General features: G+C 43.9%; 17 protein-coding genes. 12 read left to right on the forward strand and 5 right to left on the reverse strand.

Features of this window, described 5'->3' with window-relative positions; genetic code table 11:
- The first annotated feature begins 252 nt into the window (after positions 1–252).
- From QMY49_RS25410 to cqsA, 3 genes are all read left to right on the forward strand, one after another.
- On the forward strand, positions 253–1,239 hold the full coding sequence (locus QMY49_RS25410) for a peptidoglycan DD-metalloendopeptidase family protein (RefSeq protein ID WP_283315246.1): 987 nt from the start codon (positions 253–255) through the stop codon (positions 1,237–1,239).
- A 321-nt stretch (positions 1,240–1,560) separates the two neighbouring features.
- Complete coding sequence (ylqF, locus tag QMY49_RS25415) at positions 1,561–2,505, forward strand: ribosome biogenesis GTPase YlqF (RefSeq protein ID WP_074051594.1); 945 nt, start codon at positions 1,561–1,563, stop codon at positions 2,503–2,505.
- Between the two features lie 533 nt (positions 2,506–3,038).
- The gene (gene cqsA, locus QMY49_RS25420) at positions 3,039–4,220 is read left to right on the forward strand and encodes an alpha-hydroxyketone-type quorum-sensing autoinducer synthase (RefSeq protein ID WP_026000191.1); all 1,182 of its coding nucleotides are present in this window, start codon (positions 3,039–3,041) and stop codon (positions 4,218–4,220) included.
- A 133-nt stretch (positions 4,221–4,353) separates the two neighbouring features.
- Here the strand turns inward: cqsA and QMY49_RS25425 are convergent, their stop codons facing one another.
- Complete coding sequence (locus tag QMY49_RS25425; RefSeq protein ID WP_017188911.1) at positions 4,354–6,399, reverse strand: hybrid sensor histidine kinase/response regulator; 2,046 nt, start codon at positions 6,397–6,399, stop codon at positions 4,354–4,356.
- Between the two features lie 286 nt (positions 6,400–6,685).
- On the opposite strand from QMY49_RS25425, the gene QMY49_RS25430 reads away from it, so the two are divergent.
- Complete coding sequence (locus tag QMY49_RS25430; protein WP_252045694.1) at positions 6,686–7,303, forward strand: HAD family hydrolase; 618 nt, start codon at positions 6,686–6,688, stop codon at positions 7,301–7,303.
- Positions 7,304–7,377: 74 nt separating this feature from the next.
- Here the strand turns inward: QMY49_RS25430 and QMY49_RS25435 are convergent, their stop codons facing one another.
- The gene (locus QMY49_RS25435; RefSeq protein ID WP_005447141.1) at positions 7,378–7,926 is read right to left on the reverse strand and encodes a GNAT family N-acetyltransferase; all 549 of its coding nucleotides are present in this window, start codon (positions 7,924–7,926) and stop codon (positions 7,378–7,380) included.
- Positions 7,927–8,219: 293 nt separating this feature from the next.
- On the opposite strand from QMY49_RS25435, the gene QMY49_RS25440 reads away from it, so the two are divergent.
- The 4 genes from QMY49_RS25440 to QMY49_RS25455 all read left to right on the forward strand — a co-directional run bounded on the left by QMY49_RS25440 (position 8,220) and on the right by QMY49_RS25455 (position 13,771).
- Positions 8,220–9,344: an acyl-CoA desaturase gene (locus QMY49_RS25440; protein ID WP_017188909.1), complete on the forward strand. Its 1,125-nt coding sequence runs from the start codon at positions 8,220–8,222 to the stop codon at positions 9,342–9,344.
- A 375-nt stretch (positions 9,345–9,719) separates the two neighbouring features.
- Positions 9,720–11,087, forward strand: a complete 1,368-nt coding sequence (gene dcuC, locus QMY49_RS25445) for an anaerobic C4-dicarboxylate transporter DcuC (RefSeq protein ID WP_005447145.1) — start codon at positions 9,720–9,722, stop codon at positions 11,085–11,087.
- Between the two features lie 225 nt (positions 11,088–11,312).
- Positions 11,313–11,903, forward strand: coding sequence for a LemA family protein (locus QMY49_RS25450; protein WP_005447146.1), 591 nt, complete (start codon positions 11,313–11,315; stop codon positions 11,901–11,903).
- Positions 11,903–13,771, forward strand: coding sequence for a M48 family metallopeptidase (locus tag QMY49_RS25455; RefSeq protein WP_283315257.1), 1,869 nt, complete (start codon positions 11,903–11,905; stop codon positions 13,769–13,771). Before QMY49_RS25450 ends, QMY49_RS25455 begins: the two co-directional genes overlap by 1 nt.
- A 65-nt stretch (positions 13,772–13,836) precedes the next feature.
- Here the strand turns inward: QMY49_RS25455 and QMY49_RS25460 are convergent, their stop codons facing one another.
- A complete protein-coding gene (locus tag QMY49_RS25460) occupies positions 13,837–14,193 on the reverse strand; it encodes a hypothetical protein (protein ID WP_005447150.1) in 357 nt (118 codons plus the stop codon).
- A gap of 576 nt (positions 14,194–14,769) precedes the next feature.
- Between QMY49_RS25460 and QMY49_RS25465 the strand changes: the two genes are divergently transcribed.
- Both QMY49_RS25465 and QMY49_RS25470 read left to right on the forward strand, forming a co-directional pair.
- Positions 14,770–16,002 (forward strand): L-lactate MFS transporter, encoded by a 1,233-nt coding sequence (locus tag QMY49_RS25465; RefSeq protein ID WP_005447152.1) that lies wholly within the window; start codon positions 14,770–14,772, stop codon positions 16,000–16,002.
- Positions 16,003–16,097: 95 nt separating this feature from the next.
- Entirely contained in the window at positions 16,098–17,744 is a 1,647-nt protein-coding gene (locus tag QMY49_RS25470) for a VRR-NUC domain-containing protein (RefSeq protein ID WP_283315262.1), read from the forward strand.
- A gap of 253 nt (positions 17,745–17,997) precedes the next feature.
- Here the strand turns inward: QMY49_RS25470 and QMY49_RS25475 are convergent, their stop codons facing one another.
- Together QMY49_RS25475 and QMY49_RS25480 are read right to left on the reverse strand one after the other, a co-directional pair.
- Positions 17,998–19,071, reverse strand: a complete 1,074-nt coding sequence (locus tag QMY49_RS25475) for a tetratricopeptide repeat protein (RefSeq protein ID WP_038899135.1) — start codon at positions 19,069–19,071, stop codon at positions 17,998–18,000.
- A 10-nt stretch (positions 19,072–19,081) separates the two neighbouring features.
- The gene (locus QMY49_RS25480; RefSeq protein ID WP_017819195.1) at positions 19,082–20,404 is read right to left on the reverse strand and encodes an anaerobic sulfatase maturase; all 1,323 of its coding nucleotides are present in this window, start codon (positions 20,402–20,404) and stop codon (positions 19,082–19,084) included.
- A gap of 176 nt (positions 20,405–20,580) precedes the next feature.
- On the opposite strand from QMY49_RS25480, the gene QMY49_RS25485 reads away from it, so the two are divergent.
- Together QMY49_RS25485 and QMY49_RS25490 are read left to right on the forward strand one after the other, a co-directional pair.
- The gene (locus tag QMY49_RS25485) at positions 20,581–21,369 is read left to right on the forward strand and encodes a formylglycine-generating enzyme family protein (protein ID WP_172581451.1); all 789 of its coding nucleotides are present in this window, start codon (positions 20,581–20,583) and stop codon (positions 21,367–21,369) included.
- Between the two features lie 167 nt (positions 21,370–21,536).
- Positions 21,537–22,517 carry an HAD family hydrolase gene (locus tag QMY49_RS25490; RefSeq protein ID WP_005447159.1) on the forward strand — a complete coding sequence of 327 codons (981 nt, stop codon included), beginning with the start codon at positions 21,537–21,539 and terminating at the stop codon, positions 22,515–22,517.
- The last annotated feature ends 102 nt before the right edge of the window (positions 22,518–22,619 follow it).

Below are 22,619 nucleotides of genomic sequence, written 5' to 3' on the forward strand. Positions count from 1 at the left end.
AGTAATTTGGCAGAGTATATTTTGCCGCGATTATATTATTGTCTAGAATTTTCTCAACGTGACAAAATAACCATAAAATCAAACATAAACGCTAAGAAAATAGGCAGTTTTCAATCTCTTTAGCAGCGCCACTTCACATCTATCGTTATTTAATTAGTAAAAACACAGGAATTGCCTTTAACGGCGTGTAAGATTTTATTTTAAATATTATACTCCCCTCAATTTTTCGCCTATAAGCATAATTTCGATTTAATGACAAGTTTAATATTAAGACAGCAGACTCAGCACATTGCTTTCCCCCTTGTTCTTATTGCATTCGTTATCATTGCTGGCGTATCTTTGACTCATTACTTTCTCACCCCAGAACTTCAGACCACTCCCACAAAATCAACAGCAAAAACAGAAATTTACAATAAGATAAATAGTAATAGTATCGAGCAGACTTATGAAACACACTTTCAACGCACCAAGATCACCACAGGCATTATTGATTACTCCTTTGTTGCCTCTTTAATTAATTCCGGATTATCCCCGCATGAGATCAAATCTTTGTTCAGGTTAATCGAAGATGAGTTCAACATTATTGGTTCAGCACAGAAAGGCGACCGATTTTCAGTAAAAATCAAAACCAATAGTTATAATGAAAGATACATTAGTTCTTTTTACTACTCAGGTAGTAAAAGAGACTTTTTCATTATTAATGATGGTAAAGACAATGCTTACGATGAATATGGAAATAAGATAATTCAAAAGCCTTATTATTCATTTCCACTAGCGAAAGCTTACAAAATTAGCTCCGGCTTTAATTTAAAGAGAAGACATCCAGTAACCGGTTTGATTGTTCCTCATTTAGGGGCAGATTATGCAGTCCCAATTGGAACGCCGATAAAAAGTATTGCAGACGGTGTCGTCATCAAATCACGCTACAATCGTTTTGCAGGCAACTATATAAACATCCGTCACACAAATGGCTCTATATCCCGCTACTTGCACTTATCACGCAGCAACGTTCGCGTAGGTGACCACGTAACGAAAGGACAAGCTATTGGTCGCTCAGGTAACACAGGCAGAACAACCGGACCTCACCTGCACATAGAGTTGATCGTTGATGGCGTTCCTGTTGATTACGCACAATACATCAGAAAAGCGCGCCCTCCTCTGGTGAACATGCAAATGATGTTAGCAGCAAGGACTGAACGCGCAGAGCTGATCAGAGAATTAAACAAACATGCCTCATAACTCACCTTGTTGGTCTGACGCTCGAATCACCCGGATGTCATTTTCTTTATCGTGATAAGGCACATCATTACCGAGGCATTGATATTCGATTCGAAACTAACCAAAGCGAAGCCAAAGCAACGCTCAAGCCCTTAAATATCGCAATGTCAGCTTGCTCTAACATTTCCGCCCATCCAATAAAGTGTTAAGATCCTCACATGACTCGCTGTAGTGGTATTGAGTGGGGAAACATACCCCGCTCCCCTTAACATCCTCGTTAGTGATGTAGGTAAATTGATTAACCCACCAGCATAACCATGAAACAATAAGGCGATTTTTCAGATGGTTAACAACTCTATCCAGTGGTTTCCTGGCCACATGCACAAAGCGCGTAAAGAAATCGAAGAAGCAATCCCGCAAGTGGATGTGATCATCGAAGTACTGGATGCTCGTATTCCTTTCAGTAGTGAAAACCCGATGATCTCCCAAATTCGCGGTGATAAACCAGTAGTAAAGGTACTGAATAAACGTGACCTTGCCGATCCGGAGTTAACTCAAGTGTGGATTGATCACCTTGAGAAAGAGCAAAACGTAAAAGCAATGGCAATCACTACGTCAGAGACGAATGAAGTACATAAGATTATGGAGCTTTGCCGCAAGCTAGCGCCTCACCGTGAAGAAATTGGTAAGAACATTCGTACCATGATCATGGGTATTCCAAACGTTGGTAAATCGACCATTATCAATACTCTTGCAGGTCGCACGATTGCCGTAACAGGCAACCAACCAGCGGTTACTCGTCGTCAGCAGCGTATTAACCTACAAAATGGCATCGTACTTTCAGATACCCCAGGAATTTTGTGGCCAAAAGTTGAAAACCCGCACAGTGGTTTCCGACTCGCAGCAACAGGTGCGGTGAAAGATACCGCAATGGAATACGATGAAGTGGCATTTTACACGGTCGAATACCTAGCTGCTCATTATCCAGAGAAGCTTAAAGAGCGTTATCAAATCGAAGAGCTTCCAGAGTCTGATATCGAAATCATGGAAGAAATTGGTCGTCGTCGTGGAGCACTTCGTGCGGGTGGTCGTGTTGACCTACACAAGGTATCTGAAATCCTTCTACACGAACTTCGTCAGGGCACCTTAGGGCAAATCACCCTTGAGTTGCCAGAGATGATTACTCAAGAGCTGATCGAAGTAGAAATCGAAACCGCTCGTAAAGAAGAAGAGAAAGCAAAACGTAAAGAAGAACGTCGCAAGCGTTACCTACGAAACAAACGATAGTTCCTATTCAATCACTGTTTTAAAGCGCGTTTTATACGCGCTTTTTTTCGCCTATTTTCCAGGTTTATAACAATCTGAAAAGAGCTTGATACTCCACTTGATGGCTGTACTTGCTCTCAAATCCATGACAACACTCTGAAATCCTCATCTTGAAGGCATCATCTCGAAGTCACGTGGGTATATCTTTTTTATCAGCTTGAAAATCCACAGACTCGTTAACCACATTAAATGGAACGAACCACTCTAAAACGCCACAAAATGGCGTTGTGATTTGACATCTATTCGTTAATTTTTGTAGAAAAAACCAAACAAATTCATAGTGATTTACTATGTATTTTAACGGTTATTTTCTAAGCTCCATCATAGTTAGACTCCCGAAAGGTAAGGAATTCCAAACCGCACCCAACCCTTAAATACCGAGTTTGCAAGCGTACGCAAACTTATGCAACATTGGCAATGACACATCTCTCATATCAGTTAAAACTATATAACTGTCAGCGCTGGCGTTTTTCGTATTACTAAGAGAAATTATTATGAGTGATAAACTGAAAACGAAACCTCTTCCTTCTTTTGTTGAGGAACGCCTAGACTTTTATATTCAAGACTTGATCGAACAAAACGAGAACCAGAAACACTTGGTTTTGGGTAAGCGACCACAATCCGGAGCGGTGGTCATGCAAAGCAACGACTACTTATCGTTATCCCACAACCAACTGATTCAAAAGGCACATCGTGATGCAATTACCGAGCATGACGACAACGTAGTAATGTCTGCAATCTTCCTGCAAGATGATACTTCCAAGCCTGCATTTGAAACCCAACTCGCCGATTACGTGGGAATGGGAAGCTGCTTGCTCTCACAATCAGGATGGGCGGCAAACATCGGGTTGTTGCAAACGATTTGCCCACCAAATACGCCCGTCTATATCGACTTTTTTGCGCATATGTCGTTATGGGAAGGCATTCGAGCAGCGGGAGCACACGCGCATGCATTTATGCACAACAATATGAACCACTTGCGTAAACAGATCCAACGTCATGGCTCCGGTGTGATTGTTGTCGATTCAGTTTATAGCACGATTGGTACTATCGCCCCACTTCACGACATCTACGAAATGGCACGTGAATTTGATTGTGCATTGGTCGTCGATGAATCCCACTCACTTGGAACTCACGGTCCAAATGGCGCGGGTCTTGTAAAAGCGTTGGGGTTAACCGATCAAGTTGATTTCATTACGGTAAGTTTGGCTAAGACATTCGCATACCGTGCGGGGGCTATTCTTGGTCCTGAGAAGCTAGCTAAGACACTCCCATTTGTCGCGTATCCAGCGATTTTTAGCTCGACGGTATTGCCGCAAGAAGTGATTCGCTTAGAAAAAACGCTTGAGGTGATTAAGGGGGCTGACGATAAACGAACCTTACTGTTCAACCGAGCTAAAGAGCTAAGAACAGGATTAAAACAAATTGGCTTTAATATCCGTAGTGAATCTCAAATTGTCGCTTTGGAGTGCGGTAGCGAGAGAAATACGGAACGTGTACGTGACTTTCTTGAAGAACGTAATGTGTTTGGTGCAGTATTCTGTCGCCCAGCAACAGGTAAGAACAAAAACATCATCCGATTTTCAATCAATGCAGATATGACTTCTCGCGATGTGGACCACGTACTTACCGCTTGTCAGGAAGCATTTAACCATCCAGAACTAGAATTCGCATAACGAATCGATAACGGCACAATTGAATGGAAGCTTGTCGCTGCCGAAAAACAAAGAGCTCAGCACAATGCTGAGCTCTATCGTCATTCCGTTCTTCGATAATGATGGTAGGCAATGAGTACGTTAGGCGATGGAATTAAATCCAGTTCGCTATCTTATCGAACAGTCTGTTTTTATCTGCCGGTTTGACAATAAAATCTGACATGCCAGATGAGCCAATTTTATCGAGAGTCACTGGTGAACTGTCTCCCGTATGCGCAATGATAGGCACGGAAGCATAAGGTTTGTTTGACGCTCGAATTCGACGAGATGTCTCTACCCCATCCATCACTGGCATTTCGATGTCCATTAAGATGAGATCGATGTCATTTGTATCTAATGCGCTTATAGCTTGCTGACCGTCTTCGGTTTGGATCACTTCAAACCCTTGCTTCTCAAGCAGCATTGCCGTGAACTTACGCAAGGATTCGTTATCATCAACGACCATAATCGTTCGCTTGTTCGTTGCATCTAGCGGCTTCGTTGATACCTGAGGAACCACATAGTTGGCGTCATATAGCAAGCGATCAATGGTTGCTTTTGTGTTGAGTAACCACGCTTGTGTTTCCACCCAAATCGGCGCAAAAGATGCCTTTCTGGCTCTCTGAATTGGGTGGTGCTCAAACAGATAAACAATACGAGCTTCAGTGAATGAAAATAGTGACTCCACTTTGTCCATATGACTGCCTCGGGCGTCTAGGCTTTCGATATCGACAAAAATCAAATCGTATTCAAATTCATATTCTTTCTTCTTGAGCAGAGCATCAACGTCTAACACCGTAAGGCTAAAGCCCATAAACCGAGCAATGTCCGTCATTTTAGACACTAGAATGTTTTGCTCACTCACAAAGAGTGTGGTTTTTAGCTTGGTTAACTCACTTTTGATCTCTTTGACTTCATTTGAGTTAATAGCCGGGAAGGTCATCGTAAATTGCGACCACTCGCCCACTTCTGACTGACACCGAATGTCCCCCCCAAATGAACGCATCACCTTTTTACAGAAAGGCAAACCTAAGCCGTAACTACCCGATTTGCCTGTAGTGTAGAAGTCTTGGAAAATGCTTTGTAACACATCAGGCGCGATGCCTGAACCATTATCCGTAACCACAATTTGATTGCTGAAATCGTCACTGTACATGGTTACGTGGATATGAAAATCTTCCGAACTTCGGTGGTGAAATGCATTCTTAAACAAGTTGTACATGACGTACTTCAACAGCGTATCACTGCCCAAGAAATCAAATTCACTACGCATATCCAACGAAATGGCAAAACGGTCAGTCGCTCGTTTGTAGCTAAAACTTTCAATTGCACTTTCAACGACAGATTGAGCCGAGTGTTTCTGGAACGTCGAACGCGACACTCGGTTTTCATCAATTGAAGTTAGCAGTAAATCAATGGTCTCGTTACCTGAGTGAATGATTTTCATTGCATCGTCACTGACTTCACGCAATAAGGTCACATCTTCGTCACTCAGCTCGTATTGCGCTTTTCTTCCCTCTTTCGGGTTGGGCAACACTGATTGAATCACATCAATTGAAGTCAACAAGCCGCTGAGTGGGTTTCGCATTTCATGGGCGATGCCCGCACCAAAAGACTTAGCCAAGGAAACTTTTGCTTCGTGCTCCACTTGGTTTCGGAAGTAGAACAAGTTACCAAATAGATAAATGAACAAGAAGATTGGTACATGCGTCCAATCCATGGTGAGCTCAATATGAAAGCCTTGAGCTACCCAAGCGAAAAACGTCGCCAAACCAATACCAGCAAAGGTCTGGGCAAACATAACCCAAGTAATATGAACCAACAAAATATGAAGGAATATCGCCGACATAAACGACATTACCCAAACATTTGACCAGTTGTTCATCAACAACATATAGAAGAAGAAACAAGGTAAACAAAGGGTAATTGCGACTTGATAAAAAGCCGGCAGATACTTTCGCCACTCGAATGGTAAGCGGTTACGATAAATGATACCAAAGAACAAGAAAGAGCAGAGAATTCTCAGTGGCAAGTTTTCGTACGGTTGTGGGAACATGAATTCCCATACCACGTAATAAATTGGGAAGCCCACAAAGCCCATCCACCCTACTAAGGTAAGGTTTGGCTCTGCGTACTGATAAACTTTGCGAATCGCGTCCATATTATTACTTAATTAACTCAGCCCTAACGTTTAACTGTCTATTACATTGTTTTCTTATAATTATATATTAGTTATCGCACATAAACAGCGAGGTGTTGTTCAAAAGTTTATGACGGTCTGCTTTAAATTCAATCCGTTACATTCATAAAGGTGATAATTAGTCAAATAACATCGAAAAGTATTTGAAAAACCGGATTATACGCAACAATTTTTACATAAACATATTGCAATTAAGATATTGCCGGAATTTGAACACGTACCTAATCAAATTAACCCAAGGATACCTATGCAAGCTAACTCAATTAAGAATGTCGTATTTGATATCGGCAACGTCATGGTGAGATGGTCACCTTTAGAAATCGTCAGATTGACATTGGGCAACCACGTTGATGCTGAGGCAAAAGCTAAAGCATTATTCGCAAACGATATATGGTTAGATTTAAACAAAGGCTTAATCACAGAAGCTGAGGCGAAAGAGCGTTACCAATCAGAGAAACAGCTGTCTCTCAACGAATGTGAGCGATTCTTTTACTATGTTAAGCAAACACAACTTCTGATCTTTGGCAGCGTAGAACTCCTCACACGCATCAAAAGTGCTGGTTATTCCGTGTATGCATTAACCGATAATGTTGTTGAGATTGTTGAACACTTAAAAACAACCTATGAGTTTTGGCCTTTATTTGATGGAACGACGGTTTCCGCCGAGCTTGGTTTGCTAAAACCTCAGCCTGAGATCTATCAGAGCTTGCTTGATACTCATCAACTTATCGCTGCTGAGACGGTTTTTCTTGATGATATGCCTTATAACGTAGAAGGCGCTCGAAAACTTGGAATCTCTGCGATTCAATTTGAGAATGCTGAACAATGTGAACAAGAACTCAAAGCCCTAGGACTCACCTTCTAAGTGGTATCCCTATGCAGACAAAAAAGAGCAGCGACGTGCTGCTCTTTGTATGTTTAAAGGAAACTCAATCTGAGTTACGAGTAAATAACATTCTCTTCAATGCCACTCACTAGTGATTGCGCGTTAGACCAACGAAACACTTTTTCGAGTACTTCATTTCCGCCCGGAGTTTTCCAGTTTCGCTCCTGACACTCTTGCCCGCCAATATGTTGATAAAACTCAACCGCAGGTTCATTCTGAGAGACGACTTCAAGATACAAACCACTGTCCTTGAAGTATTGCTGGTGCCATTCCGCTACCGCAAGAAGTAGCTGTTTGCCTATACCTCTTCCGCGATAACTGTCATCTACGTGCAATGCTTCAATAAAGCTGCCACGTTCAAAATCATGATTACCAAACACACAAACAAAACCAAGAAGAAGACCACCCTCTTCGGCTAAAACAATGTGTTGGTTGAATGGTGGATTGGTTAAGCGCGTTTGCCATATCAACAGTTTGTCGTCGATGGCTTCGCTATCCAAATAGCCATCACTCAACACACCACGGTAGTGGCGCTTCCAACTGTCTGCGTGTAACTGCGCGATGCGTTCATAATCCTTATATTCCGCTAATCGTAATTCCATTACGTATTCCTATGTTCTTGTATTGCTTCTCTAACGAGCTTTGGCATTTTCCACCTCATTAACTGCATATTATTGGCAGATTTTACAAATCTATAGCCACAGCTCATTGATTAATACTACTCATTATTCGTTTAAAAGCAAAATATCCCACCAACGAAACCCAATTATTGCGAGTTTTCGCTTAACGATAGAAATGTCACAACTCGAAACAAAGTCATCGAACTTTAGTTTGACTTACACGTGTACGCTGATATTCTGGCGTACAGTTGTTAGCTCAAAGTTAGGGACACATTGTGAAGCATAATAAACCACCACTTATCTGGTTGAATATATTGATATTTTCCGCCAGTTTTATTCTCACCTTTATTGTACTGCCTTGGTATGCATACCACTTCGGTTTAGGCTGGGAGCATCTGATCTGGGGCATTATTGCCTTTAGTTTCACCAACCTCTCTATTACAGCGGGCTATCACCGCCTTTGGAGTCACAAAACCTACGAAGCTCACCCAGTTTTACGATTCATCTTTGCCATCGGTGGTGCTTTCTCTCTTCAAAACAGTGCAATGCATTGGTCATCCGATCATCGTGTTCACCACAAACATGTCGACGACAACGACAAAGACCCATACTCAGCAAAACGTGGGTTCTGGTATTCACATATCGGTTGGATGCTTCGTGATTACAACAAATCAAAAGAGAATGAGTACACTAATTGTCGAGATTTGAAGCGAGATAAAATCGTCGTGTGGCAGCACAAATATTATGTCCCTTTGGCTATCGCAACGAACATTGGTTTCCCACTGGCTCTTGGGCTTCTATACGGTGATATCTGGGGAATGTTCCTAATTGTCGGTGCTGCTCGTCTGTTCTTGAGCCATCACACCACTTTCTTTATCAACTCATTAGCGCACGTTTGGGGTAAACAAACCTTCACCGATAAAAACACTGCTCGTGACAATGGCATTTTGGCATTCTTTACCTTTGGTGAGGGCTACCACAACTTCCATCACATCTTTGAGAACGATTACCGTAATGGCGTTTACTGGTGGCACTACGATCCAACCAAATGGCTGATCAAATCTTGTTCTTGGCTGGGGTTAACAACGAAGCTTCGTACGACGTCAACGTTTCGCATAGAAAAAGCACGCGCGACGCAGTTATTGAAGAAAGCCAAAGAAAAACTAGAGAGTAAGCCAAACAGCCAGTCGATTCGTGATCAGCTTCAGAAGGAGTTCGACGCATTAGTACATCACATGCAGGAGTACTACGAAGCGCGCAAAGAAGTGCTTGGTGAGAAAACTGCAACAGTAGTGAAAAAGTATGAGCGATCCGTTTCCAAATTAAAATACCAACAAATTAAGGAAGAATTTGAACGTCAACAACGCAGTTGGAATCTCTTAGTGCGTCGCTACGCGTAACGTGTAACTCGCGCTTCAATATAAAGACGTCAAAACAAAAGCTCCGTTAATTCGGAGCTTTTTTGTTCAACCAAGCCCCTTTAACGTGATCTAGCTCGAACTATCGCTTTTCTCACTTTTTAATCATTTAGTACGATTTTTATTCGATTGAATGTTCATATTTTCGTTTCTTTAAAATCCAGAAAACTAGTACATAACACCTAAAAAACGTAATTTAAACAATATAATCCAATGCAATTATTTATTAATCTATTATTTGTTTTAGATCATGCTAGCTCTAATTTAGTCTCGTGCCACAGGAAAGAATTCTGTAAATTCCCAGACATAAACTGAAACAGTTTCTTTCTTTTTTTCATAATATCTGGAGACAACCCTATGTTAGAGCTCTTAATTGGCTTGGTAGTGACCATTGCTGTGGGTTATTTCATTGTCAAAGGCTACAAAGCTGCTGGCGTGTTATTAACCGCAGGTATTAGTTTGCTTCTTATGACTGGCATTCTTGGCCATGACGTACTGCCATCAAAAGTAACCTCAACGGGTAATATGGTGACGGACGCACTAGAGTACGTAAAATACATGCTTCAATACCGTGGCGGCGGTCTTGGTATGCAAATCATGCTACTTTGTGGTTTTGCGTCTTACATGACACATATCGGCGCAAACAATGTTGTTGTAAAACAGTTCTCTAAACCGCTTTCTGTTATCAAGTCTCCATACGTCCTTTTGGTAGCGGCTTACATCGTGGCATGTTTGATGTCTCTTGCAGTGAGTTCAGCAACAGGTCTGGGCGTGCTATTAATGGCGACCCTATTCCCTATGATGACGGCAATGGGTATTTCTCGTCCAGCGGCAGTGGCAGTGTGTGCTTCACCAGCGGCAATCATTCTTTCGCCAACATCAGGTGACGTGGTTATCGCAGCAGAAAAATCTGGTCTCGCGCTTGACGTATTTGCGGTTCAAACCGTACTTCCTGTTTCTATCTGTGCAATCATCGTAATGGCGGCAGCCGCTTTCTTCTGGAACAAATACCTAGATAAGAAAGACAACACACCAATGGAAAGAATCGACGTATCTGAGATCAAAGCAGATGCTCCAGCATTCTACGCTGCGCTACCTTTCCTACCTATCATCGGTGTTTTCCTATTCAACGGTCGCACAATCCCTGGTCTAAGCCTAGATATCTACACGATCGTGGTTGGCTCGATTTTCTTAGGTGCGGTTATTCATTACGTTGTTAATAAATTCGACGGTAAGAAATCTCTTGAAGATCTAGACTCGTGCTACACAGGCATGGCGGATGCGTTTAAGGGTGTAGTAATGCTTTTGGTTGCTGCTGGTGTGTTTGCTCAAGGTCTTATGTCTATCGGTGCGATCGACAACCTTCTTCACCTAGCGGATAACGCAGGCGCAGGCGGTATCGCACTAATGCTTATCCTAACAGGTCTAACCGTGGCGGCAGCAATTGCAACGGGTTCTGGTAACGCACCATTCTACGCGTTCGTTGAACTTGCTCCTTCACTGGCTGCGAAAATGGGTTTGAACCCTGCGTTCCTAATCATCCCAATGCTACAAGCTTCTAACCTAGGTCGTACTATCTCGCCAGTATCTGGTGTAATCGTTGCTACTTCAGGTATGGCAAACATCAGCCCATTTGAGGTAGTAAAACGCACATCAGTGCCAGTTCTAGCGGGTCTGATTACTGTGATCATCGGTACTATGGTTCTTGTACCAATGTCAGCGTAAGCGCTAATCACAATCACTAGTTCGTAAAAGCTCGGCAGTTTTGTCGGGCTTTTTTATTTCTATTCCACAGACCTTGTCACCACCTTTCCTCTCTTTGACACCTCGTACTGAATACGCAATACGTCCCATAATTACAAAACATTGCACATTATAAGTAAGTCTAATTTGCTTAATATCTCAACTACTTATATAAAGTCCAAATACATTCACAAAATGGAACTTACTATGACTTCACTTATTGTTTTCATCGTCATCATTTTGCTTATCGCGGTGTTTGCGGTCAGCATTTACAACAAACTAGTGACGCTGCGTAATCGCTTTAAAAACAGCTTTGCTCAGATTGAGGTTCAGTTAAAACGTCGTTACGACCTGATCCCAAATCTTGTCAGCACAGCGAAAGGTTACATGGAACACGAAAAAGAAACCTTCGAGCGAGTCATCCAAGCGCGTAACCAGGCAATTTCGGGTTTGAAAGCAGCAAGTGACGCGCCAGACAGCGATGCGGCAATTAGCCAACTGGCACAAGCAGAAGGCATGCTACAAAATGCACTAGGTAAGTTAAACGTCGTCGTTGAAGCTTACCCAGAACTGAAAGCCAACGAAACCATGACTCAGTTGCAAGAAGAACTAACCAGCACGGAGAATAAAGTCGCTTTTGCTCGCCAAGCTTTCAATGATGCTGTTACCAGCTACAACACTTACAAACAGACTTTCCCACCAGTCTTGTTTGCCAATATGTTTGGCTTCCAAGATGGTAAGTTGCTGGAGTTTGCAGACAGCGAAGCAATCCAAGAAGCGCCAAAGGTTGAGTTCTAATGGATTTTTTCGACCATCAAGATACCGCACGTCAGCGTACCGGGCTTTTGGTGTTTCTGTTCTCCTTAGCAGTATTAATCATCACAAGTTTGGTCAGCGTACTGTCCATTACTATTTATTACGTAGTAACCGGCGAGCCGTTTGATCAACGCACCGCGATTACTTACACCTTACTGTGCTTTGCAGGTGTGGCACTGGTCGTCGCAATCAGCTCTATGTTCCGCCTATCTGAGCTTTCTTCCAATGGCGGTCGTGGCGTCGCTGAAAGTATTGGAGGTAAGCTTATTTCCTCAAATACAACGGACACAAAACACCGCCAATTGCTTAATGTGGTAGAGGAGATGGCGATTGCTTCTGGCATTCCTGTCCCTCCTGTTTATGTGATGCCAGAAGAGCGAGGCATTAACGCTTTTGCTGCAGGTATGAGCATTGATGATGCCGTTATAGGTGTCACGCAAGGTGCGCTCGACAGCTTTTCTCGTGATGAACTGCAAGGCGTCATTGCCCACGAGTTCAGCCACGTATTGAATGGCGACATGCGCATGAACACGCGCTTGATTGGCGTCTTGTTCGGCATTACTTGTATTGCGCACTTGGGTCACTTGGTTCTCGACAATACACACTACACTAGTCGTTCATCAAGAAGCTCTTCCGATTCCGATAAAGGCTTCGCTGTCATCATGCTGATCGCGGTTGTGTGTTTGGTGCTCGGTTGGGTTGGTACTTTATTTGGCTCAATGATCAAAGCAGCTATCTCACGACAACGTGAGTTCTTGGCGGACGCGAGTGCAGTTCAGTTTACTCGTAATGACCAAGGTATTTCAGGTGCGTTAAAAAAGATTGGCGGTCACGCATCTGGCTCTAGCTTGGATGCGCAAGCGAGCAGCCAAATGAGCCACATGATGTTTGGACAAAGCAGTTTGTCTGGCTTCACCGGCTTCTTCGCTACTCACCCGCCTCTCGAAGAACGAATCCGTCGCATTGAACCCAACTGGGACGGCAGTTTTTCGCGCAGAAATCATAGCCAAGCTTCGACGTTTGCCCATGAACAAGTCAGCGGATTTGCTTCGGATGCCGATTTCGGCTCTCAAGACCATGAACCACAAAGTGTCACTCCAACTTCCTCAGAACTAAGTGACACAGGAAAACAACTGATCAGCCAATTGCCCCAAGACTTGGTAGACATTGCGCGTGAACCCTACAGTTCGCGCTTTATTGCATTGCTCCTGATCTTTGATGGCAGCGATGTGCAACGTGAGATGATCAAAGGTCATATTCCAATGGTCTCGCACGCAAAGCTGTTACCATGGCTGGATTACGATTTGCCCCTGCACTTAAGGCTTCCTCTGCTAGAGCTCGCCATCCCAGCACTTAAATCAATGAGTGAAGGTCAGAAAAACAGACTTTGCCAAGTGTTGCGAGAGTTGTCTCAAACGGACAATCACTACTCACTGGGTGAATGGTGCGTCATTAACTTGCTGGAAAAGCAGCTTCTTGCGCCTTTTGGCTCTACTCGCCAAAACAAGACATTCAAGCAACTCCAAGAAAGCGTGCACTGGTTGCTACGTGAATTGGCGTGGGTCACGCATTCAGAACGAGAAGGCGCACAACGCGCATTCAACGCTTCGCTCACTTCGCTAGGATTTGCAGAAACGACATTGGAAGCGCCAAACAAAAACTGGCGTTTAAGTCGCGCTGCATTGGAGCTGTTGTTGCAACTTAAACCCCTTCAACGGCGACAGTTCGTTAAGGCGTGTCGTTTAGCAATTGAGTCTGATGGTAAGATCACCGTCGCGGAAGGCGAATTGTACCGCGTGATAGCGTGTTTCTTGGAAGTTCCAGAACCGCCGCTTACCGTGACGCTTTAACTGCAAAAAGTAAAACGCCAGCGATGATCGCTGGCGTTTTTGTATTCGGCTATAAGTGACGCTGATTAAGCAGCTTTAAAGCGCTCTGGAATCTTAGTGATGCTTTGACGATAGCTGAACCACAAGTAGGTTACCGCTAATGAGAAGAACAAGTAAGACAAAGCAAACACGATTGGAGATGTAATCAGCTCGGCTGACATACCCCACATTACGCCAATTACCGTAATCGTCAATTTAGATAACATGCCACAGATCAGTAAGAACAAAGCAAGCTGTGGGAAACGCGAACTACGGAATGCGAAGAAGTAGCAGCTACCTACTGCAAGCGATGCAATAGAAAGACCTAGCATGAATGAATGGATGTGATCTGCTGATGCGACACCTGCAGAAACAGAAGCCATAAGTAATAGGAACAATTTCATAAGTCACCTCACTACGAGTAGAGAAAAGCATCCTTTCATTAATGAAAACTCATTTTGCGCCCTATTTTGCTTATCTATTTAGCAATTACAAGCACATTTTTTGCTCAATTTATGTTCACTCCCTCCTCTTGAATCAAGTTATTACAAGCAGTTAACATTCTCTAATTTATAAACCCTTTAGATCCTGCACTTACAGAAAACAGTCTCTATTTTGCCCACTTTTGTTACAGAACATTAACACTAAAATATTTTGAAACTTTTTGCTTAAACTGTGAGCCAAATACCCATGCTCTAGCTATAAACCTTGTTTCACTTAGGATCTCACTACCAAACCAACGATTCTTTACGTTAGATCAACATTTCCTTCATATATAAAACGCTCTCATTACAACCATTTTTAATGCTTCGAATTATTTTTAGTAATAGGGGTAAAAAGAGATTCCAATCACACATTTATTGGTTATAATCCGCGCTCATTACGTTATGCGTTGAAAAATGCAAACTTATTTTGAGTAAACCCTATCTTTAAACCGACTCCTCTTTGCTATCTGCCAAGAGGTATTACTGAGAACAAAAATGAGCAAGATTGATAAAGCTATGCGCATCCTGCTAGCAGGATTCTGTATCAACCTTTGTCTTGGCATCCTGTATGCTTGGAGTGTATTCAACAAAGCACTAGTGACTGAGTCAGGCTGGAGCGCAGCAGAAGCATCTGCACCTTACGCGACTGCAACTATTACTTTCTCTATCTGTCTTCTTGTTGCAGGTATTCTTCAAGACCGTATGGGTCCACGTTTGATCCTTATCCTAGGTACTGTTCTAACAGGTCTAGGCATGATCGCGTCTGGTTTTGTTAACTCACCACTAATGCTGAACATCACTTTCGGTGTGGTCACTGGTGCAGGTATCGGTTTTGGTTACGCGTGTCTTTCTCCTTCAGCAATGAAGTGGTTCCACGCATCTAAGAAAGGTATGGTTAACGGCATCATCGCAGCAGGTTTCGGTCTAGCAGCTATCTACCTAGCTCCTGTGACTTCTGCGCTGATCGACAGCATGGGCATCCAAACAAGCTTCCTAGTTCTTGGTGTCGGTATCCTTGCTATCGCTGTTCCACTAGCAGCAACAATCAACAACCCACCAGCGGATTACACGCCAGCAGAGCCTAAAGTAAAAGAAGGTCAAGCGCCTAAGGTTGTGAAGAAGTCTGACGACCTAACTTGGAAAGCAATGCTTAAAACGCCACAGTTCTACTCTCTATGGATCATGTACGCGTTCGCAGCTTCTGTTGGTCTTATGATCATCGGTAACATCACTACTATTGCAAGCGTTCAAGCGAACCTGCCAAACGCGGTTTACCTAGCGTCTATCCTTGCGGTATTTAACTCAGGCGGTCGTGTAGCAGCAGGTATGCTTGCAGACAAGATCGGTGGCGTTCGTACTCTTCTTCTAGCGTTCGTTCTACAGGGCATCAACATGGTTCTGTTCGCAACGTTCAAAACTGAGTTTACGCTGATCATAGGTACAGCAATCGCAGCAGTAGGCTACGGTACGCTTCTAGCAGTATTCCCTACTCTAACGGCTGAATTCTACGGTCTGAAGAACTACGGTACTAACTACGGCGTGCTATACACAGCATGGGGTATCGGTGGTGCAATCGGTGCTGCTGTTGTTGGTTTCTCAATGACTAACGGTGACGGTTACACGCTTGCTTACACTATCTCAGCGGCAATGATGGCGGTATGTATCGTACTGGCGTTCATCACTAAGCCACTGACTGAAGCGAAAGTAGCACAACTGAAAAACGCTTAATTGCCAGTCCAGTTCTATTTATCTAGTAGATCTGCAGAAATTGATTCGAAAAAGGCTTAACCTATGGGTTAAGCCTTTTTTATTGTTAGTTGGTTATGGAAAACACCGTCGAACTCGCGCCAGATTACTATCTCGATAACTTCTTTAAGCTCACACAGCACGCTACCAAGTGGTACAGCGACTTACTTTGCTCAGATGAGCACCAATGGCTATCCGCGTTTGAAAGCTTAAACAAACCCGCACAGTGTCTTCTTGTTCGTCTATACAGCCGTAAAGGGTGCTGGTTTCGCAGCGACAAACTCAACTATCAAGAAATCGAGAATATCCAGTCTGCTTTGGATGAATTGGCAGCTCATGATTTTGTCTCGCTCTCCCCTGACCTAACAACGCAAGAATTAGCAGCGAATCTACTGACCAAGCCAGAGATCGTCACGCTCTATCCTGAGCATCTTAAATCCCTCAAGAAAGAGGCGTTAGTGGCATGCCTAAGTGAAGAGCGTTTCGAGCTATTTGAGGCTCTGGATTTCACGGTGATTAAGCTGAACTCCGCACACATGATTGATGTTTTGCTGACGCTGTTTTTTGCTAATACCCATCAAGACCTCAGCCAGTTCGTGCTTGACGATTTAGGCTTACACCAATTCGAACAATACCAGTTAAGTAAAGCGCGTCGATTTTTCGAGAGCAGAGAGCAAATCGACCGTCTTATTGAGCTCAGCCAGCTCTCCAACCTTTATTGGCAATGCGACAGAAAACAAAAAGCGAATCTCGATGTTCTTATCGAAGCGATGCCAGAACGGGTTGAACATCGCTACGTCGACCGTAAACGAGAGCACATAATTAACGACATTGCGCGTGATTACGAGCGCATAAACGAACTTGAGATTGCAATTGCGTTGTTTGAGACGACCACACTCGCCCCAAGCCGAGAACGTCGTGCTCGCATCTACGACAAGCTGGAACAAAACGATTTATTTTGTGACATTGTCACCAAAATGCTCACTCACCCTATTGATGTCTCCGAGTTTGAAGTAGCACAAAAGCTTGAACAACGCGTTAAACGTAAACAGGGCTTTAAAGTCCCGAGAGCCACCAAGCCTAAATGCAACGAATACCACATCGAATTGGATCTATCACGGCAACGTGTTGAACTGGCAACCAAAGAACATTTCGAAAGTTTAGGTTGGACCGTTTTCTATTCTGAGAATACCCTACTCAACGGCTTGTTAGGCTTAACTTTGTGGGATGCTATTTTTGCACCAATAGAGGGGGCATTTATTAACGCTTATCAACATCGACCATTGGATTTGTATCACGCCGATTTTGCCGACAAAAGGAAGCAACTTATCGACAATGCGCTTGAGCAAGTTCAACAAGGGAAGACGCAGGCGTTGTTTGATACATACCGAGATAAAGTTGGGATCAGTAATCCCTTCGTCAGTTGGGCATACGTGAACGAAGAGCTGATATCCCTCGCACTTGAACACATCCCTAATGACCTGTTGGTCGAACTGTTTAACGTGCAGTTAAGTGATCTGAAACTCTATCGAAACGGCATGCCGGATTTGATTGCATTTAAAGAAGGGAAATTTGAATGGATAGAGGTGAAAGGTCCAGGCGATAAACTCCAAGATAACCAATGGCGTTGGATCAAGGAGTTCAATCGCCTCAATGTACCGTTCTCAGTCTGTTATGTATACCCAAGTAACTTCAAGATGCAGGATTCAGAGCGTTGTCATTGATTCGAGGTCAAGGAAAACGACGCCGCGTAATAGCCAGCTCTTTCCAAGTTATTTGACGCAGAGATCGGGGCAATGACACGCTCCCGAAGGGCGAGCTGTCTTGGCTTGTATACTTTGTTGTCGATTCTTGATTTAGAGTGACTAGATCTTTAAATCGCCGCCGCGTCTACAAACCAAGTCATTCTCGCTGAACCTAGCATCTCGAGGTTACTTGGGTATAACAGCACAAGCTTAGAAAAGAGCCAGAATGGTCTTAGTTACTTACTTTGGCGTTCTTCTGCCCTTTCTTCTCTTTCAATTGATCAATCACGTAGCTTGGTGCGACTTTCTCTAGTTCGCCCAAGCACTCGTCTGTTTTCGGGTTGTCGTAGCGAACATAAATGTCACAAACCGCATAAAGCTGCTCCGGCGCGCCAGAAATCAAATACGCTTGCTCAAAAGACTTCACCGATTTGTCTAGGTTGTACTCTTCTTGCAATACACCATTGAGGTACCAGAAGTAACTGTTATCTTTCGCCATGTTGGCTGCTTTCTCAATCTCTAAAGCTGCGCTCTTCTTGTCATCAAGACGCACAAGCGTTAACGCTTTCGAGTAATGCAAAGATGCGTTGTCAGGATGAAGCTTAATTGCAGAATCCAGCGTCTTTACTGCATCGGCATCGCGTTGCTGCGCTCGGTAGTTGTCCGCCAAGCTTAACCAGATTTGTGGATTCTCCGGCTGATTGATCACCAAAGCTTGATAGATTTTATCCGCTTTATCCCATTCATGATGCCAACGATAGACATCCGCCAATAACAGTTTGGAACCGTTATCTTGCTTGTTCTCTAAATAGCTGATCAGTTCAGCAACCGGGGCTTCAAGCGTTTGCTTCTGCTCGCTGCTCACGTTAGAAAAGTCACGCACTAAGTTGGTCGCCGCAGTAATGCGAACCATGGTTTCTTGGTCACTCAATAATGGCTCAATCATGCGCCAACGATGTTCAATCGTATATGGCTCTGCTCCAACAATCGCGGCTTCACGAACCGCAGGATCTTGGTCTTGAAGGCTGCGTGCAACCGCTACCAGCGCGTTTTGACTTGGGTAATTCGCCAACTCGTGCAGTGCTTCAATACGCTTTTCAACGGGTTGTTTGATGTCCTGCGCTTGGTAAGACAGCTTCGCAACCATTTGCTGTGGCGACATCTGCGCTGAGTTTGCTTTTTGAGCGCTTGTCACGCTCGCTGATGAAACTTGGTCTGGTGCGAGCAAGGTTTCATCTTGTGCAATGACAGATTGGCTTGCGGTGATACCTAAAGCGACAACTAACAGTGTTTTTGAGAATGTCATATCAATCCCCTTAAAATTTGGTTTCGAATACAGGACGCTTCGCCGCTTGTTGGCGTAGCACTGAATCACTGTATTTGCCATGTGCCACAGGGTTACCCGTTGCACGAAGAATGTATGCCATTGCCTTATCAGCATGAGAGAAGAACTTTTTCCAACCTGCACACAGGTAGTTCAACCCGGGTTCACCGTCTTTGGTGCGGATGAAACGGTTTTTCGGACACTCACCGTAGCAAGCAAATTGGTAATCACACTGTTGGCACTGCTTGGTTAACGAGCGAGTCTTGGCAAAGCCAAACTTTTGCTGCTCAGGACCATAGGCCAACTTGTCTAATTTTTCGTGGTGGATGTTGCCAATCTTGTACTCTGGATAAACGTAGTGGTCACAAGCAAAAACATCACCGTTTGGTTCCATTGCCAAGCCTTTGCCACAAATCTCGCCCAGTGTACAAAGTGGGTTTTTGCGCCCCATCCAAGTCTCTACACTCGCTTCAAAGTACTGCACAAACACTTTGCCAATGTCGTGTTGAATCCACTCATCAAAAATCGCGATAAGGAAGTTACCCCACGCCTCGTCTGCCACACACCAAGGCTCTACTACAGAGTCTTTGTGACCAGGAATAAGACGCTTGTCGCCTTGTTTCAGTTGCTCTTGCGGCTGCCATGTTTGAGGTGCGGTAGTACGGAACGTTTTTTGTTCCACGATGGGAATGAACTGCATTTGCGGTGAGCGTACTTCATCACGCAGGAATCGGTATACCTCAAGAGGATTGCGGCTGGTTAGATTGTTTACACAAGTCAGCGTTGCGAACTTCACTTCGTGTTTGTGCAGCAGTTCAACAGCCTTCATCACTTGGTTAAAGGTACCACGACCTGCGCGGTTGGTTCGGTAAGCGTTGTGCATCATTTCTGGGCCGTCGATACTCAAACCGACCAAGAAGTTATTTGCTTTCAGAAATGCACACCAATCGTCGTTGAGCAATGTGCCATTGGTTTGTAGATCGTTAGAAATGACCACGCCTTCAGGCTTGTACTTAGATTGAAACTCAACAATCTTTTTAAAGTAATCCAAGCCCAACATTGTTGGTTCACCACCCTGCCAAGAGAAGATGATTTCCGGCGTGTTCTGCCCTTCAATGTACTGACGAATGTAGGTTTCTAGAGTCTCTTCATCCATCACAGGCGTGCAGCCTTTTTTGTACTCAAGTAAGTCCTGTTTGCTGAGGTAATAGCAGTAAGTGCAATCAATGTTACAAGCCGCCCCAATAGGTTTTGCCATGACATGTAAACGCTTAGAGGCTTTACCGTTGAACTGAGGACCTTGAGTAATGTGCATACGTCACCTTTTTCGTTATGAAATGCAGCTGAGAACGCTCATAAGCGTGCCATTCTCACCTTGATGACCTAATCATAAATCCCATTAATACAAGAGGCTTGTTATACCGTTTATAACCTTTTTTCATAGCGTTTATTGCTAATATTTATCGTGACTTTTTTGGCGAGAAACTATTGATGAAATCATTTAAAAGCAAATCGTTAACCGCACTTTCCATTCTATCATTCAGCGTATTAATGAGTGGTTGTGCAACTCAATCATCGCACCCTATCGCGCTCAACATTGATCAAGACATGGTGTTGGTTGAAGGCGGTTCATTTGTCATGGGATCGGACAGCGACTCCGCCAAGAAGGCAGAAACCCCAGCACGCGAAGTAAAGGTAGACGGCTTCTACATTTCCAAATTCGAGGTCACTCAAGAATTGTTTGAATCTGTCATGGGTTCTTCAATGAGTTACTTCCAAGGTGCAAACATTCCGGTTAATAACTTGAGTTGGCAGCAGGCAAATTACTTCATCGAGAAGTTGAACGAACTCACCGGTGAAAACTACCGCTTACCGACAGAAGCGGAATGGGAGTTTGCCGCGAAAGGCGGTAACAAGAGCCAAGGTTTCACTTACGCAGGCTCGAACAACATTGCTGATGTGGCGTGGTATGCCGACAACTCTAAAAACCAAGCTCACCCCGTTGGTCAAAAGCAACCCAATGAACTCGGTCTTTATGACATGACAGGCAACGTTGGTGAATTTGTTATTGATGCTTATGACGACACCTTCTACCGCTTTGGTCCAACCGAAAATCCAAACAACGCTAAAGACGAAAAAGCAGGCTTAGCACACAAATCCGTACGAGGCGGCAGTTTTGCCTATGATGCCGATGAATCAGAGAATTTCCGCCGAGACTTCGCCAGCCAGTCTATAATTATGTCGGACATGGGACTTCGCCTTGCGAAAGATGCTGATTAAGCACGACTACGCATGAGAAACGACGTGACTGCCCCTTTGCGCATTCTTACCAATTAAGACGTCTCTTGGTTAGGGAAATGGTTAGGGGAAAGAGGCTAAATCTACGTTGTTCTCATTTAACCTCAAATGTATACAAACAATACATTCAAACTTAGGTAAATAATAATATGAAGAAACACATCTGTGCCCTTGCAGTCTTATCTGGTTTATCATTCTCAGCGATGGCTTTAGATTGCGATCCAAACTTACTACCTTCTTGGAAAGATGGCGCAAGTAAATCTGCGATTGTTAACTATGTTGATCAATCTACTGATGCTTCGAAAAAAACCTTCATTGCAGAACAAGACCGCATCGCGGTGTTCGACAATGATGGTACGTTATGGTCAGAAAAACCGTTTTACTTCCAACTGGCGTATGCGCTAGACGAAGTGAAACTGATGGCAAAAGACCATCCAGAATGGAAGACACAAGAACCGTTTAAATCTGTACTGAATGACGATATTGAAGGCGTCTTCAAAGGCGGTGAAAAAGCACTACTTGAGATCGTCAAGGTCACTCATAGTGGTATGACGGTAGAGGAATATCAGCAAAAAGTCGCCGATTGGCTGAAAGTCGCGAAAGATCCACGCTTTGGCAAAGCTTATACCGAACTTACATACAAACCAATGCGCGAAATGGTCACCTACCTGCAAGAGCATGGTTTTAAGACTTACATCGTATCAGGTGGCGGTGTGGACTTTATGCGCGTTTGGGCACCAGAGGTGTACGGTATTCCCGAAGAGCAAATCATTGGCAGCGCGCTAAAATACAAGTACGACTACAACGACGGTAAGCCAACCGTGACCAAGTTAGGTGAAATCCTCACGATTGATGACAAAGCCGGTAAAGTTGAGAACATTCAGCACATCATCGGTAAGAAACCCGTTCTCGCGATTGGTAACTCAGACGGTGACCACGCGATGATGCAATGGGCAACCAGTCAACCAAACTCTATGGCGATGATCGTTCACCATACCGACGAAGAGCGTGAGTGGAAATACGACCGCAAGTCCAGTGTGGGTCATTTAGATAAAGCAATGGATGAAGCCAATCAGCGTGATAACTGGCACCTCATTGACATGAAAAATGAGTGGTGCACGGTGTATTAACCATACCTTTGCAACTGACAAACTCCTCCTTAGTGAGGAGTTTTTTTATTAATTTTCAAACGTTAGTCTTTTCTTCACGAACACTTCACGACTCTTCACACA

This window comes from Vibrio harveyi (genome assembly GCF_030060435.1).
GTDB classification, from domain to species: domain Bacteria; phylum Pseudomonadota; class Gammaproteobacteria; order Enterobacterales; family Vibrionaceae; genus Vibrio; species Vibrio harveyi.